12 protein-coding genes, 1 tRNA gene and 4 pseudogenes are annotated in these 13,384 nt (G+C 67.4%); 9 read left to right on the plus strand and 8 right to left on the minus strand.

Features of this window, described 5'->3' with window-relative positions:
• Window positions 1–381, plus strand: a pseudogene (locus tag MHW47_RS21950) (hypothetical protein); the annotation flags it as partial.
• Window positions 382–444: 63 nt separating this feature from the next.
• On the opposite strand, the gene MHW47_RS21955 reads toward MHW47_RS21950, so the two are convergent.
• Together MHW47_RS21955 and MHW47_RS21960 are read right to left on the minus strand one after the other, a co-directional pair.
• Window positions 445–1,218: a class I SAM-dependent methyltransferase gene (locus MHW47_RS21955; RefSeq protein ID WP_239225505.1), complete on the minus strand. Its 774-nt coding sequence runs from the start codon at window positions 1,216–1,218 to the stop codon at window positions 445–447.
• Window positions 1,219–1,382: 164 nt separating this feature from the next.
• Window positions 1,383–1,577 carry a hypothetical protein gene (locus tag MHW47_RS21960; protein WP_239225506.1) on the minus strand — a complete coding sequence of 65 codons (195 nt, stop codon included), beginning with the start codon at window positions 1,575–1,577 and terminating at the stop codon, window positions 1,383–1,385.
• A gap of 149 nt (window positions 1,578–1,726) precedes the next feature.
• Between MHW47_RS21960 and MHW47_RS21965 the strand changes: the two genes are divergently transcribed.
• Complete coding sequence (locus MHW47_RS21965; RefSeq protein ID WP_239225515.1) at window positions 1,727–2,197, plus strand: DUF4240 domain-containing protein; 471 nt, start codon at window positions 1,727–1,729, stop codon at window positions 2,195–2,197.
• 178 nt (window positions 2,198–2,375) lie between these two features.
• A complete protein-coding gene (locus tag MHW47_RS21970; protein ID WP_275449498.1) occupies window positions 2,376–3,482 on the plus strand; it encodes a DNA cytosine methyltransferase in 1,107 nt (368 codons plus the stop codon).
• A gap of 38 nt (window positions 3,483–3,520) precedes the next feature.
• Here the strand turns inward: MHW47_RS21970 and MHW47_RS21975 are convergent, their stop codons facing one another.
• Both MHW47_RS21975 and MHW47_RS21980 read right to left on the minus strand, forming a co-directional pair.
• Complete coding sequence (locus tag MHW47_RS21975; RefSeq protein WP_239225508.1) at window positions 3,521–4,381, minus strand: PmeII family type II restriction endonuclease; 861 nt, start codon at window positions 4,379–4,381, stop codon at window positions 3,521–3,523.
• A 317-nt stretch (window positions 4,382–4,698) separates the two neighbouring features.
• Window positions 4,699–5,247: a hypothetical protein gene (locus MHW47_RS21980; protein ID WP_239225509.1), complete on the minus strand. Its 549-nt coding sequence runs from the start codon at window positions 5,245–5,247 to the stop codon at window positions 4,699–4,701.
• A 573-nt stretch (window positions 5,248–5,820) separates the two neighbouring features.
• Here MHW47_RS21980 and MHW47_RS21985 point away from each other — a divergent pair.
• The 3 genes and pseudogenes from MHW47_RS21985 (at window position 5,821) to MHW47_RS36125 (ending at window position 8,254) form a co-directional block, all read left to right on the plus strand.
• Window positions 5,821–7,058 (plus strand): annotated as a pseudogene (locus MHW47_RS21985) (IS110 family transposase).
• Between the two features lie 62 nt (window positions 7,059–7,120).
• The gene (locus MHW47_RS21990; protein ID WP_239225510.1) at window positions 7,121–7,888 is read left to right on the plus strand and encodes a hypothetical protein; all 768 of its coding nucleotides are present in this window, start codon (window positions 7,121–7,123) and stop codon (window positions 7,886–7,888) included.
• A 72-nt stretch (window positions 7,889–7,960) separates the two neighbouring features.
• Window positions 7,961–8,254, plus strand: a complete 294-nt coding sequence (locus MHW47_RS36125; protein WP_374230126.1) for a transposase — start codon at window positions 7,961–7,963, stop codon at window positions 8,252–8,254.
• Window positions 8,255–8,403: 149 nt separating this feature from the next.
• Here the strand turns inward: MHW47_RS36125 and MHW47_RS21995 are convergent, their stop codons facing one another.
• The 3 genes from MHW47_RS21995 to MHW47_RS22005 form a co-directional block, all read right to left on the minus strand.
• A complete protein-coding gene (locus MHW47_RS21995; RefSeq protein ID WP_308381661.1) occupies window positions 8,404–8,619 on the minus strand; it encodes an HAD-IA family hydrolase in 216 nt (71 codons plus the stop codon).
• Window positions 8,620–8,631: 12 nt separating this feature from the next.
• Window positions 8,632–9,084, minus strand: coding sequence for an HAD family hydrolase (locus MHW47_RS22000; protein ID WP_239225512.1), 453 nt, complete (start codon window positions 9,082–9,084; stop codon window positions 8,632–8,634).
• A 688-nt stretch (window positions 9,085–9,772) separates the two neighbouring features.
• A complete protein-coding gene (locus MHW47_RS22005) occupies window positions 9,773–10,831 on the minus strand; it encodes an HNH endonuclease (RefSeq protein WP_239225513.1) in 1,059 nt (352 codons plus the stop codon).
• A 61-nt stretch (window positions 10,832–10,892) separates the two neighbouring features.
• Here MHW47_RS22005 and MHW47_RS22010 point away from each other — a divergent pair.
• Window positions 10,893–11,505 (plus strand): annotated as a pseudogene (locus MHW47_RS22010) (site-specific integrase); the annotation flags it as partial.
• Window positions 11,506–11,569: 64 nt separating this feature from the next.
• On the opposite strand, the gene MHW47_RS22015 reads toward MHW47_RS22010, so the two are convergent.
• A tRNA-Val gene (locus MHW47_RS22015) sits at window positions 11,570–11,644 on the minus strand.
• Window positions 11,645–11,841: 197 nt separating this feature from the next.
• On the opposite strand from MHW47_RS22015, the gene MHW47_RS22020 reads away from it, so the two are divergent.
• Complete coding sequence (locus MHW47_RS22020; RefSeq protein ID WP_239225514.1) at window positions 11,842–12,609, plus strand: DUF4097 family beta strand repeat-containing protein; 768 nt, start codon at window positions 11,842–11,844, stop codon at window positions 12,607–12,609.
• A gap of 127 nt (window positions 12,610–12,736) precedes the next feature.
• Window positions 12,737–13,384 (plus strand): annotated as a pseudogene (locus MHW47_RS22025) (hypothetical protein); the annotation flags it as partial.

Raw genomic sequence — 13,384 nt, forward strand, 5'->3', positions numbered from 1 at the left:
CCGGACCTGCGCCCGGCCGGCCGCGCCCTGGGGGCGTCGGCCCTGGCGGCGCTGCCGCTGTGGGCGATGCTCGCGGTGGCCGCGCTGGCCCTGACGGACGCCACCGGCCATCTCGCGCTCACCCTGTGGCGGCTGGGCGTGCCGGTGGCCGCCGCGCTGCTCCTGGCGGGCCGCCCGGCGCTGTCCCGGCTGCGGACACCGGGGCAGTTCGCGCTGGCGGGGGCGCCGTTCATGGCGATGGGGTACTGCTCGGGGGTGGTGGACCGGGACACGCTGGTCCCGGCCCTGGCGGCGATGGCGGCCGCGGGCGTCGCGCTGCGGCTGTGGCGGCTACGGGGCGGAGCGGGCGCGGACCGGGGGACGGGGGCGCGGGCGGACTGAGCGGCCGGGGCCAGGGGGTGTCTGACACATCGCCGCGACGCCGCGGGGATGTGTCAGACACCCCTAGGCGGTGACGCGGATCTTCGACTGGCCGTGTCCCAGCTTCTCCCAGTCCTCCATGAACGTCGCGCGCAGTCCGTGCTGGGCGGCGAGGTCAATCAGGGTCTCGGTCCGGTAGTAGAAGTCCTCCCGCAGCACCTGGTGTTCGGCGCCGGTGGTGCGGTCGAAGGTGAAGTCGAAGTGCCCGCCGGGGGCCAGCACGCGCCCCACGTGGGCCAGGCACTCGTCGATGATCTCCAGGGGCGAGTGCGAGAACACGCTGTGCGCGTGGACGACGTCGAAGTACGCCTCCGGCAGGAAGTCCAGCGTCAGGTCCTTGGTGATGGTCAGGTGCGGCACCTTGGCCTGGAGCCCCTGGGTGGTCAGGGTCTGCTTGGCGGCGATCAGGATGTCGGGCGAGATGTCGATGCCGTAGTAGTGCCCCGGCTCCAGGTAGTCGATGAACCGCCAGCCGGCGCGCAGGTTGCCGCAGCCGATGTCGAGCATCCGGGCGCCGGGGGCGAGCCCGTGCTCGACGAGGTAGTCGAACTGCATCTGCCCCAGGGCCAGCCACCGCTCGTGCGTCTGACTGCCCACGGCGGCCTCGGGGTTGCGCCGGGTGTCCGAGGCCATCACGGCCCGGTAGTAGTTCACGTGGTCCGGGTGCTTGAACGCCAGCCACCTGTCCCTGGCGGCCCGCTTCAGATAGGGCGCGATGCGGTCCGGACGGCGGGCGGCGTAACGGACCTTGTGGGCGAGCGACTCACGGTTGGCGACGAGGTTCTTCTTGGAGGCCATGCTGCTCCACCTTCTCCACTGCGGTGCGGCGCCCGGGAAGCCGCAGCGTGAAGCGGCCCCGAGGGCGGGACGTAACGCTGTCACTATAGGTCGGTCACCGACATATACAAACCAACGACCTAGGCGCTCTCCCTCCTTCCGGGCCTCCGGGCCATACCGGTCCGCTATCGCCTGCGCTCCCGTCCGTGGTCGGGGTCCGCGTCCAGGCCGGGGAGTTCCTCATGGCCCTCCGAGTAGTGGTTGACCCATCCGCAGAGCGCACAGGCGTACCGGCCGGCCAGGCCGTGCACCTCGGTGCCGCAGCGGGCGCAGTCGGTGCGGGTGATCTCAGGAATCGGGGGCTGGGGCTCACTGGTCACCCGGCGACTGTACCGAGCGGGTGCGGCCCGGCGGCAGGTCGCGGAACCCCCGGCGTACCCCGCTCCCGCCCCTCATCCGCTCGTACGGGAACGGGCCGCGGCTCCGCACCCCGGCTGTCGGACCGGCCTGCCATCCTGCCCCCGTGACGATGACATGGACCGACTTCTGGGCACTGATAGCCACCCTGAACGGCGAAGCGACCGCCTCCAACTGCGGGCGGCTGGCGAAGAGGCTGAGCCGCCGCCCCCTCCCCGAGATCATCGCCTTCGCGGAACTCCACGCGGAGGCCCTCCACCGCCTCGACCAGGAGCGGTTCGGCACCCTCCCGGTCGCCGACATGACCCTCGACGACGGCGCCCCCTTCCCGCAGTCCGGCGACTCCTTCCTCTACGCCCGGTGCGCCGTGCTGGCCGCGGGCCGCCGGACCTGGGAGAGCGTCTTCTCCGACCCCGCGAAGTTCGCCCCGTACACCGCCACCACGTACGACGGCGAATTCCTCCTCTACGTCCCGGACGAAGCCTACGAACTGTCCACGGGCAAGGAGTGGGACCGCGCCACCCGGTACGACTACGAGTCCTTCACCAACAAGGACGGCTGGCCCCACCACGCACCCCGATAACACAATGCACTTCACCTGCCGATCACTGAATAGCGGGAATTGCACGAAGGGGATCACCGCATTCCATTACCCGGCCCCGACGGGCACGGTGTAGAATGCAGGGCGGCACGTCGGTGCATCTCCGAGGCTGCTACACAGAGGGTGGAAAATGAAAAACGCAGGGAGTGGCTGCCGAACCATGGATGCACCGAATTGCGTGTCCGTTTTCTCGGGTGGAATGGGACTGGACCTGGGACTGGAGCAAGCCGGCTTCGACATTCGTTTCGCCGCCGACAACATGCCTGCCGCCGTCACCACGGCTCAGGCCAACCGTCCGCTCCTTCCGTTCTACGACGGAGACATCAGGGACCTGTCGGCGGAACACATCCAGCAGGTGACCGGCCTGTCCGCGGGAGACGTGGACCTCCTGGCCGGCGGCCCTCCCTGCCAGAGCTTCAGCACGGCCGGCAAGCGGCTGGGTCTCGACGACTCCGAAAAGGGACCACTCGTCTTCGAATTCGTGCGCCTGGTGGAAGAACTACAGCCCAAGGCATTCCTCATGGAAAACGTCAAGGGCCTGCTGTCCGCCTCCATCAGATGGCGCCAGCTCCCGTACAACAACAACGGCAAAATCATCGACGAGTTGCACGGTTCGCTCCTCCGGGAACTGTGTGCCCAGCTGGAGAAACTCGGTTACAGCCTCAGTTACCGGGAATTCAACGCGGCCGACTACGGAGTTCCCCAGGCCAGGCAGCGGGTATTCCTGCTCGGCTACCGGGACGGCACGCCCGTCTCCTTCCCCGAGCCGACGCACGCGAAGGAGCCGAGCCTGTTCCTGGAGCCCTGGCGCACCATCGGCGACGCTCTCGACGGCCTGGTCGACGACGACTCGTACTGCGCGAAATTCAGCGAACGCAAGCTGAAGTACCTGCGCATGATCCCCGAGGGCGGCAACTGGAGGCACCTCCCGGAGGAGATCCAGAAGGAGTCCATGGGGCGCGCCTTCTACGCCAAGGGAGGGCGTTCGGGCTACTGGCGCCGCCTCTCGTTCAAGTCCCCCTCCCCCACCATCCTCACCGAGCCGCACAACGCGAGCACCTCCCTCTGCCACCCCGTGGAGGACAGGCCGCTCACCGTTCGCGAGTGCGCCCGCATCCAGACCTTCCCGGACGACTGGAAGTTCCACGGCCCGGGGCGGGAGCAGTACAAACTCGTGGGGAACGCCGTGCCGGTCCTGCTGGCTCAGGCGATCGGCGAGCACGTCAAGGGGGCGTTGGGCTCCTACGCGGCCGTGGCGTCGTCATAAAGAAAGGCGGCACCGCCGATCCACCGGAACTCACGCGGTCACTTGTTCACCCTGCGGAAGAGCTTCGCGTAGTCGATCTGCCCGTCCCCGTTCCCGATCTCCGGCTGGGCGGCGTGCGTCAGCCTGTCCAGCAGGTCCGGGACGAGAGTGTCGAGCACCTCGGACCGGAACTCCGAGCAGAGGAGGGCGCAGACCTCTCCGACCCTCACGTCGTAGTCGGGTTCCCCGTCCCCCACCTGCTGCCAGAACTCCTTGCTGGCGAGCGTGATGTACTCCTGCCCCGGCGGTTTCGTGGTCTTCGCCCGCCCGTAGCAGGGAGCGAAGTACCCCACGAAGTCCTTCCCCTCCGCCTGGTACTGATCCCGCACCCTGACAATGGTGTTGGACAGGTTCTTCCGTGAGCTCATGGGCATGCAGTCCCAGCTCATCTTGACCTGATACCCATGGATCACGTCATCGGAATCGACGCTTTCGAAGTCGAAGTCATCGGGAAGCGCCGGCTCCACCGCCCCCGGAAAGCACACCTTGATGATGGCCTCCAGAAGATGCCCCACGGCTTCCTCCTCCGAGGCGTACAACGCGCTCTGCACCTGAAGCGTCGCCCAGTCACGCACCGTCTCCGCGCCCCGAATGCGCAAAAGGAACGGATTGGTCCTCTTGAGACGCTCGGAAACCTTGAGCCTGGAGAACCTTTCCCGCATGCGATTCACGTAAAGGCGCTCGGACTCGGCGACTATGAACGCCGCCCGCTCCCGATCCACGTGAAGGATGGCCGCGACCTCATCGGCCAACTCCTCATTCGACGCATGACGCTTCCCCTCGTCCTCGAATCCGAGAGGCAGCTGCGCGGCCGAGGCCAGTTCTTGCGTGGTGACAGGCGGCGTGTGATCTGGAGACATGCGGCTCTTGCTATCACGCCCACCCCCCACCCGAGAATCCACCCCAAGCCCCGGCCCGACCGAGGGAGCCGCGCCGACGTCAGCTTTGCAAGTTCGACAAGGCACACCCCGTCTGCGCGAATCACCACAGCAGCGGCCCACCGCGTCCACTGACGACCCCGTAGGGCTGTCCCCGTGCACCGACGCTGCTCATGACCTGGCTGCCCCTTGAGACGAGCGGGCCGATACAGCGAGCGCTTGTACGAACGACCTCGACGCCCTGGCCCGCAATGACCTTGGCTCCGAGCGCGGGGCGGCCGGAAGAGCTGGCGAGGTGCTCAACTGGTGGTTCGAGAGGTGTCCAGGGAGCGGGCGAAGTGGGCGAGCGAGTGGAAGTCGTTCTCCCGTAGGCCGATCCGCGGGTTGACGTGGTGCAGGAGTCCGGCGCCTTGGTGGTGAGCGGTTACGTAGGTCTGATCCAGCTCGCTCTGCTCATCGTCCACCCATGCGAAAGGACGGCCGCCTGCGTAGTCCACCAGCGGCCCGGTCTTCCAGTGGACCCCATCAGGGCGTTCTCGGAGCAGGACGTCGCCGAAGTCCACAAAGGGAAGTTCTGGAAGGCCCAGGACCGGCGCAATCCACCGATTGGCATCATCCATCCATGTGGTGGCCCAGCACAGCTCGAAGCCGAGCTGGAGCAGGAATCGTCCATGCTCTGGGTTGAGCCAGACCCGCAGGGACCGTCGGGACGAGAGCCCTCTGTCGTCGTGATGCGTGTCGTTCCGGGGGACTCTGAGTGTGGTGTAGCCGTCGGGACGTCTCTCCGGCTGGGCCGCGTAAGGGTTGAGCGGCCCGTCCACGTCAAGGAACAGCAGTGGTCGGTTCACGGTTTCCCCCGGCCTTAGGCACTGTGGACTGCCCCGATCAGCGTAACTGTGGGAGTGCCTGGGATTGGGCCGGCCTAAGTGACGATCACGATGTGGCGAGTGTGATCACGGCATCGGAGCCGTCCTAATCCCTTGGTAACGGGCCGTGGGACGGGGCTAGGCACCAGTCCGTTCTAGCGCCGGGGAACGATGCCCTTCGCTCATCCCGGCCTTCCACAGTGCAGGTGGTGGCAGCTTCGCGGGCACCGAACGTACGCCTGGAGCCGTCTGGGCACTCGATCCCTTTATCCAGCGCGGCGGCGCTCGGTGTCTTCGAGGCGCCACCGTCAGCACTGGCCGCTTGATCACTCGTTGGTGTTGGTGGTGCGAGCCCGCCGCACGGTGACCTCCTGATACTCCAGAGCCGTCAGAACTCCCGAGGAGACCGGGGCCCGTGGGGTGCGCTGGCGCCACGAACGGCTAGTGAGGTGGCGGACCGACCGGATGGTCGAGTCCTGGAATTAGGTCGCTGCGTGGCCCGCATGCGCTCGCAACCAGCGCAAACACCGCACCGCATCTTTGGGGAGGAAAGAGTTGATCTACTGCGGCATCGACTGGGCCGAGAGGACACACGACGTTGCCTTGGTCGACGACACCGGCCAGCTACTTGCGAGGCGACACATCACCGACGACGCGGCCGGCTACAGAAGCCTGATAGACCTGCTCGCCGAGTACGGCGACACGGAGGACACCCCGATTCCGGTTGCGATCGAGACCTCCCGCCGTCTACTGGTCGCGGTGCTGCGAGCAGACAAGCGGAAGGTGTTCGCGATCAACCCGATGGCTGCCGCCCGCTACCGCGACCGGCACGCGGTTTCCCGCAAGAAGTCCGACCCCGGCGACGCCCTGGTTCTGGCGAACATCCTGCGCACGGATATGCACGCCCACCGGCCGCTGCCGAACGACAGCGACCTGGCCCGCGCCATCGCCGCAGTGGCCCGCGCTCAGCAGGACGCGGTCTGGAACCGGCAGCAGGTCGCCAACCAGCTTCGCTTGCTGCTGCGCGAGTACTACCCCGCCGCTCTGGAGGCCTTCGCCAAGTGGGACAACGGCTTGTGCCGACCGGAGGCCCGCGAGCTGATGAAGCTCGCGCCGACACCGGCCAAGGCCGCGATCTTGACTCGCACCCAGATCACGGCGGCTCTCAAGCGTGCGGGCCGCAAGCGCGGCATCGAGGCGGACGTCGAGCGGCTGCGCGAGGCATTCCGCACCGACTGGCCCCGTCGGCCCGAGCTTGTCGAGGACGCGCTCGGCAAGCAGACGCTCGCCCTCCTCGGACAGCTCACGGCCGCCTGCACCGCCGCCGACGACCTCGCCCAGGCCGTCGAGGAGGCGTTCCCACAGCACCCGGACTCCGAAATCATCCTCAGCTTCCCCGGCCTCGGTATTCAGCTTGCCGCCCGGGTGTTGGGCGAAATCGGAGACGATCGCACCCGCTTCGCGGACGCCGCGGCCTGAAGGCCTACGCGGGCACCTCACCCGTCACCCGAGCCTCCGGCAAGAAGTCCAGCATCACCAGACGATGGGTGAAGAACGACCGGCTCAACCACGCCGGCTACCTCTGGGCGTTCTCAGCGATCACTGCCTCGCCCGGTGCCAAAGCTCACTATCGGCGGCGACGTGACGACCACGGAGACTGGCACGCCGCTGGCCAGCGCAATCTGTTCAACCGGATGCTGGGCCAGCTCCACCACTGCCTCAAGAACCGCCGCCTATTCGATGAACGCACCGCGTTCCCGGTGCCGCAGGCCCCAGCTCTGGCAGCGGCATAGGTGATCCCGCTCACGACTCACCGCCTCCCGGAGGTCGCTCCGCAGCATGCTTGAATCACCGGATGATCGACTGGTCCACACTCCACGACGCCTACGGCCCGGCACACGCGATACCCGGGTTGCTGGACCGAGCTGTCGGTCGTGACCAGGAGGCCATCGACGGGCTTTGGGGGCGCTTGTGCCACCAGGGGACGATCACCCTGGCGAGCATCGCCGCACTGCCTCAGCTGGCGGACATCGCGAAGACCGAGGGCGCCGGGGACTGGGCGCTCGATCTGGCCGGAGCCATAGCAGGTGGCCTCCTTCAACCTCACGGTGCTGACGAAGAAGTCGCCCGCTGTGCTGCGACCTTGGCCGAGCTTCGCGCCATGGCCGCCGCCCGGCTGCGGTCTGACCTGACCGGAAAAATCTACCTGAGCTGGCTGCGGACCATGCTCGCGTTCGACGGCCAGCCCTTGTGGTTCGAGGCCCTGGACGACTTCACCGATTCCTTCGTCACTGTCGCCTGTCCGCACTGCGACGCACCAGTGACGATCGCAATCGGCGACTACGGCTGCTACTCCTCAATCCGAGACTGGAATCTGGGGGATGTCCACCAGGTCCCTCTCCGGCCAGCCATCCCGCACGATCTGACCGGCACCGGGAAGATGTTGCACGAGACGGCCATACGGGATGGCCAGAAACGGCTCGCCTGGGGCTTGACGCACCTGTTCGGCCAGGCGGAATGCCCAGGATGCGGAAGCGTCTTCGGTATTGCGGACGAATACGCGGCCACCAATGCACCCGCCCCATGGGACTTCACCCGAGGCCACATCAAGGACGCTCTCTGATGACCACCGGCAGGGCCCTCGAAATCGAACATTGAGCTTGTACCCGCTGTCCCGGCTTGACGGCTTAGCGCCGTGAGGTGTCTGGATAGCCCCGTTCATCGGGCTGCACCCGCGCGCCTTCGGCAAACTGCTGACCACGCTGCGACAACTACCAGCCCGGCGAGCGGTGTCGAGAACGACGTTCGCCTCCACCTGACCAAGCCGCTGCGGGAGTTCATCAAGGCGAACTCCCACTGGCTCACTGTCTTCCAACTACCCACCCACGCATCAGACCTCATCCCGACCGAGGGTGTCTGGTCGCACGTCAATCGCGACCTCGGCAACCTCGCCGCAGCTGATCTCGGACAGATCACCCGAGCCGTGTAACGACGACTCAAGCCAATTCAGTACCGCCGACACGGTCGACGGCTGTCTCACCCGTACCGACCTGACCCTCGGCATTTGACCGGCGGCGCGTTGGTGGCACCATCCGCCTCTGCGGTCAGCAGACCGCTGGCAGACCATGCCCGCCCGCGTCAGAAGAGGTCCAGCAATTCCGCCAGGGACGCGATAGAAGGCACATCCGCTGTGACCGATCCCCGGCAGACCGCGCGCCCCGCATACCCGAGCCCGATTGCAGCGGCGACCAGGGCCGGATCGTCGTCGACGAACAGGCACTGCTCGGGCGCGAGCTCCAGCGCGGCGCTGGCGTGGTAGTACATGCGCGGGTCCGGCTTGTTGCAACCGAGCACCGCGGAGATCGCCTACGCTTCGAAGAACCGCCTGATCCCCAGCCCCGCATGAAGGTCGGGCAGATTGGGCCAGGCATCCGATACCACTGCCATCCGCACGCCCCGCCGGCTGAGCTCTTCCAGAGTGCCCACAACCTCCGGGTAGGTCTCCAGGAGCGTGTCGGGCGGGACCTCGCGGCGCAAGTCGGCGAGGAGTTCCGCGGTCGGGTCCACCCCCATGTCACACAGCATCAGCCGGTGGTAGTCGTCGGGCTCAGGCTCGGGCGACGAGGAAGCGAGAAAGCGGTCGCCTGCGGCGATGGCTGCCGCTAACTGTTCCGACGTGATCGAGGGCAGGTGGGCGAGGACCGTCTGCTCAAAGTCCGCCCGCGGGTTCCACCGGCCGCCGATCGGCTGCATCAGCACGCCGCCCGAGTCGAAGAGAACCGCCCGGAGTTCTTCCTGAGGAGAGGGGCGTGTCGTCATTCGGCTCAGTCTGGTCAACGGACGCCCGCTGGTCGACCCTTGCCGCCATCCGATACGGGTGACCAACCCGTCCGGGTCCAGACCGACATCACGAATTCAAGCTCGGTATCTAGCGACGGTTGAGGTTGGTGGCGGCTTCGGAGCCGTTCGCATGTGAGGCATAGATGCTCGCGTGGGCCGGCCTGACGCGCTGCCGTCACCCGCTGACGTCCACGCCCTCCGCAGCGGCTCTCTGCGGAGGGGGCCTGGTGGGCACTGGATGAGGTAGAGAAACCGGTAACAGCTCTCGGTGACCGGAACCGGCGTCTTGGCACCTCTGCTGCGGCACGGTGCGGTGGACTCCCGAACCGAGGGGGTAGATAGCCGTGCTGTAACAGGACTCGGTGGGGAATGGGCCAGGAAACGCGATCCGGAGGAAGCTCGCGTGGGAGCCGTTCCACGTGGGGTTGTGGCCCTTATGTGGCCGCGATCATGAAAACGGCCCCCGATCCGAGCGGACCGAGGGGCCGAACAGGCTCTCACCTGCGACTATCTAGCGTGGGCGCGGACGGTTTCGAACCACCAACATCTGCTTTGTGAGTTCGACCCGCGGTGCTCAAGCACCCTAACGGACTCCCCCACGGCTGCCGTCCCGGGCTCCCATGACCGCCGCTGTACGCCGCCGTTGATGTCAGCAGTGGATGTCAGCTCACGGGTTTGGCATCTGCTCGTCAGCCGGCCTGCGCGGACGCGACACAGCCACTGCGGCGCGCCTGTCGTTCGCATGCTTCTGCTCGATCGAGACTCGCAGTTCCTCAGGGGTCGGCCAAGGCGCGCGGCGGTGGATCATGCGGTGACAGTTGGCGCAGATGAGAGCGAGATCGCTGAGCTTGGTGCGGCCTTCGCCAGCCTCATGCAGGGGAACAACGTGGTGGCACTCGATGTATCCGCTCCCGCGGTCGCCGTAGACCTGCTCGAAATCGAAGCCGCACGCCTCGCAAGCGAGCCTGCCTCCCTGACGCAAAGCCGCGTCGATCTTCTTCTTACGCAAAGCCTTGTTTCGCTCGCGGCTCAGGTGGCGACGCAGCAGCAACCTGCCCTCGGGTGCGCTGTAGTCGTCTTCCTCCTCGACCTCGGGTGACAGCTCCTGAAAATCTCCTGCGACCAGTCCTTGCCGGATGCGCCGGGCTACCTTCGCCATCTCAGCCGGCCGGGCGAGGAAGTCGTTCATGACTTCGACATCCAGGACGTTCCCGTTCGTGGGCTTGCCTGCGTAGTCGGGGTGTCGGCATGTGATGTCAACCGTCTTACGCGCCACGCCGTTGGGGTTCCGGAACAGCTCGTTACGTAGCTCCTCAGGATGGATCGGCATGGTCTGAAGTAGGGCTGACAGCTCGATCACACGTGGGTCGTCGAATTCCAGTCGCTTCCAGCCGTTGGCCATGGCCAGGTCGCAAGCAAGGATGATCTCGTCGCGAGTCCAGTCAGGACTCCGGGACGAACGGATCGTGAAGCCGAGTCGGGCCAGCCACCTGGCGGCGTGCGACCTTCCGCCGATCAACTCATCAGGCTTCAGCGCTCGACCTTGGTCGAACTTGTGTGCCACACCAGCGATGGCCTTGGAGTCGTAGGTTCGTTCCTCGTGCAGGAGGAGATATCCGGTTGCTGGCTTGTACCCGTACTTGGACAGAAACTCGTCCCGTCCCAGGTCGTCATACTCCGCCAGAGCCCTGAGGACAGCGTCTCGAGTGATCGCACCTTTGCGCATGGCGGAAGCGTAAGGGTCGCCACTGACAAGCAGTCAGGCACCCGCAATCGCCCACCCACCACTCTCCCCCTGGCCGCTGGACGAGACCCTGTTCTTCCTCACCGCGGCCCGTAAGGGCCTGCTCTACGCGGCCTTCGTCCTCGCCATCGCGCTCGGCTTCCGCCGTGGGGAGATCGTCGGCCTTCGGTGGGAAGACGTGGACCTCGACAAGCGGGTGATCCGGGTCCTTACTCAGCGGCAGCGTGTCCGCGTGAGGCGTACGAGGACGATCCCAAGGGGCGCCGCAGGAATCAGACACTGCCCCTCCCCACCCTCTGCGTTGCACCGCTCCGCTGCGGCAGGCTGCCGGTGATCAGTGGGAGGAGACGGGATATGTCTTCACCACCCACCCCGGCCGGCCGATCGAACCCCGCAACCCTGTGTCGCTCGTTCACCCGCATCGCCGCGACCGCCGGACTTCGAGTGATCCGCCTGCACGATGCCCGCCACGGCTGCGCGACCCTGCTGACCGCTGCCGGCGTTCCGCCCCGCGTCGTGATGGAGATCCTGGGGCACAGTCAGATCGCGGTCACAATGAACATCTACGTCCACGTCGTCCAGGACACGCAGCGCGAGGCTGCGTGAGTCATCTCGACCGCATGCTGAGGCGGCAGCGTCGTCCCAACCGTCGGTGACCGCGCCCGTTGATGTAGTGGATGTCAAAGACCCCCAGCCATGATCGACTGGGGGTCTTTGTGCTGGTGGGCGCGGACGGTTTCGAACCGCCGACATCTGCTTTGTAAGAGCAGCGCTCTACCCCTGAGCTACGCACCCGTGGATGAAGGAACAGGTTACATGGCCTTCGGCGCATGTCGACAATCGGTTAGCGGGGGGTTGGGCGGGGCGTACGGGGGATAGCCCCACCCCGGAGACGGTAGCCGTCCGGATCGTGGGGGCGGGGTGGCGCTGCCTACCGTGGGACACGTCGCAAGAGGCACATCGCAGAGCCGGCCCAGGGGGACCTGATCACCATGACCATCCGCAATCGCAGCGCAGTTCTGGCCACCGGGGGCGCCGTTCTGCTCGTCGCGGCGCTCACCGGGTGCGGGAGCACCGACGTGGACGACGCTCCCGTCGAGCACAAGTCGTTCGCGTACAGCGGCAAGGCGCTGACCATCGACGCGGAGGACTCCGTCGTGGAGGTCGTCCCCGCCGATGTGGACGCGATCGAGGTGACCCGGCAGGTCGACGGATGGGTGATGCTCGGGAGCGGGCCCGACCCCGTGTGGAAGCTGGAGGGGGACACCCTCACGCTCCGGGTGAAGTGCGAGGCGATGATCAGCGACTGCGGGGCCCGGCACCGGGTCAAGGTGCCGCGCGGGCTCGCGCTCACCGTGGACGCGGACAACGGGAAGATCACCGCGTCCGACTTCACCACGCCCCTCAAGCTGTACTCCGACAACGGCGGCGTCGTCGTCAAGGACGTGAGCGGGCCCCTGGACCTCAAGAGCGACAACGGGGCCATCCGCGGCGAGCGGATCTCGTCCCGGTCCCTGGTGGCCCAGTCGGACAACGGGTCCGTGGACCTCGATCTGCGCCGCGTCCCCGATCTCGTGGACACCCGGAGCGACAACGGGCGCATCGCCGTGAACCTGCCCGCCGGCCCGACCGCGTACGCCGTGAGCGCGTCCGCCGACAACGGGCACGTCTCCGTCGAGGTGCCGCGCAGCAGCACGAGCGCGCACGTGGTGAAGGCCCGCAGCGACAACGGCGGGGTCGCCGTCCGCCACGCGCGCTGAGCCGTCCGGCGCGGAAGTCCGGAAGCCCGCACCACCGCCCCGTACGCCGTGAACTATCCGGCCCGTGTGTTCGTCCCTACTGATGGGAGAATGTATCGGGCAGGGTGAAACGGCACGGGAGAGGCATGTGACGGCGACACACGCGCGACCGCAGGTGGGAGTCGTCCGAGCGGTCCGGGGGCGGAGTCGGCGTCGTACGGCCGGGCAGGGCCTGCGGGACGTCTGCTTCCTCGTCCTCGCGCCGCTCCCCCTCCTCGCCGCCCTCCCCCTCGCCGTCGCCGGCGGCGGTACGCGGCGGTGGTTCGGGGGCCGCGGCGGCGGGCAGCGCGCCGAGGCGCAGGCCGCGAAGGACGCGGCCGCCGAGGCGTTCTACGAGCTGGACACCGCCCAGCGGGACCTCCAGATCTCCATAGAGACGATCACGGCCGTCGACAGTTCACCGGCCGCCCGCAAGGTCGTCGACGACTTCGCCGCGCTGGGGCGGCGCATCGACGAGGCGAGCCACGCCTACATCACCGCCGTCGACGCCCACGACCTCGACCGGGACGACCTGGAACCGTCCGTCGCCTCGCGGGCGCGCGCCGAGCTGACGTCCGCGAAGGAGCAGCTGGTCCGGGTCAAGGGCGAGCTGGACCGGTTCGCCTCCGGGCTCGGGCCGCTGCTCGGGAGCGCCGAGACGCAGCTCGCCCGGCTGGCCCCCGCCGTGGAGCGGGCTCGCCAGGCGCTGCTCGCCGCGAGCAACGCGCTCGACGCGGTGCGGGCGTCCGGGCTGCGC

The organism is Streptomyces sp. OfavH-34-F (assembly GCF_022347745.1).
GTDB lineage: Bacteria > Actinomycetota > Actinomycetes > Streptomycetales > Streptomycetaceae > Streptomyces.

What these genes read in the sequence shown, in the direction of transcription:
- MHW47_RS21965 (WP_239225515.1), top strand. Translation starts at nt 1,727, where the DNA reads ATGACATGGACCGACTTCTGGGCACTGATAGCCACCCTGAACGGCGAA.
- MHW47_RS22020 (WP_239225514.1), top strand. Translation starts at nt 11,842, where the DNA reads ATGACCATCCGCAATCGCAGCGCAGTTCTGGCCACCGGGGGCGCCGTT.
- MHW47_RS21970 (WP_275449498.1), top strand. Translation starts at nt 2,376, where the DNA reads ATGGATGCACCGAATTGCGTGTCCGTTTTCTCGGGTGGAATGGGACTG.
- MHW47_RS21975 (WP_239225508.1), bottom strand. Translation starts at nt 4,381, where the DNA reads ATGTCTCCAGATCACACGCCGCCTGTCACCACGCAAGAACTGGCCTCG.
- MHW47_RS22000 (WP_239225512.1), bottom strand. Translation starts at nt 9,084, where the DNA reads ATGACGACACGCCCCTCTCCTCAGGAAGAACTCCGGGCGGTTCTCTTC.
- MHW47_RS22005 (WP_239225513.1), bottom strand. Translation starts at nt 10,831, where the DNA reads ATGCGCAAAGGTGCGATCACTCGAGACGCTGTCCTCAGGGCTCTGGCG.
- MHW47_RS21955 (WP_239225505.1), bottom strand. Translation starts at nt 1,218, where the DNA reads ATGGCCTCCAAGAAGAACCTCGTCGCCAACCGTGAGTCGCTCGCCCAC.
- MHW47_RS21990 (WP_239225510.1), top strand. Translation starts at nt 7,121, where the DNA reads ATGATCGACTGGTCCACACTCCACGACGCCTACGGCCCGGCACACGCG.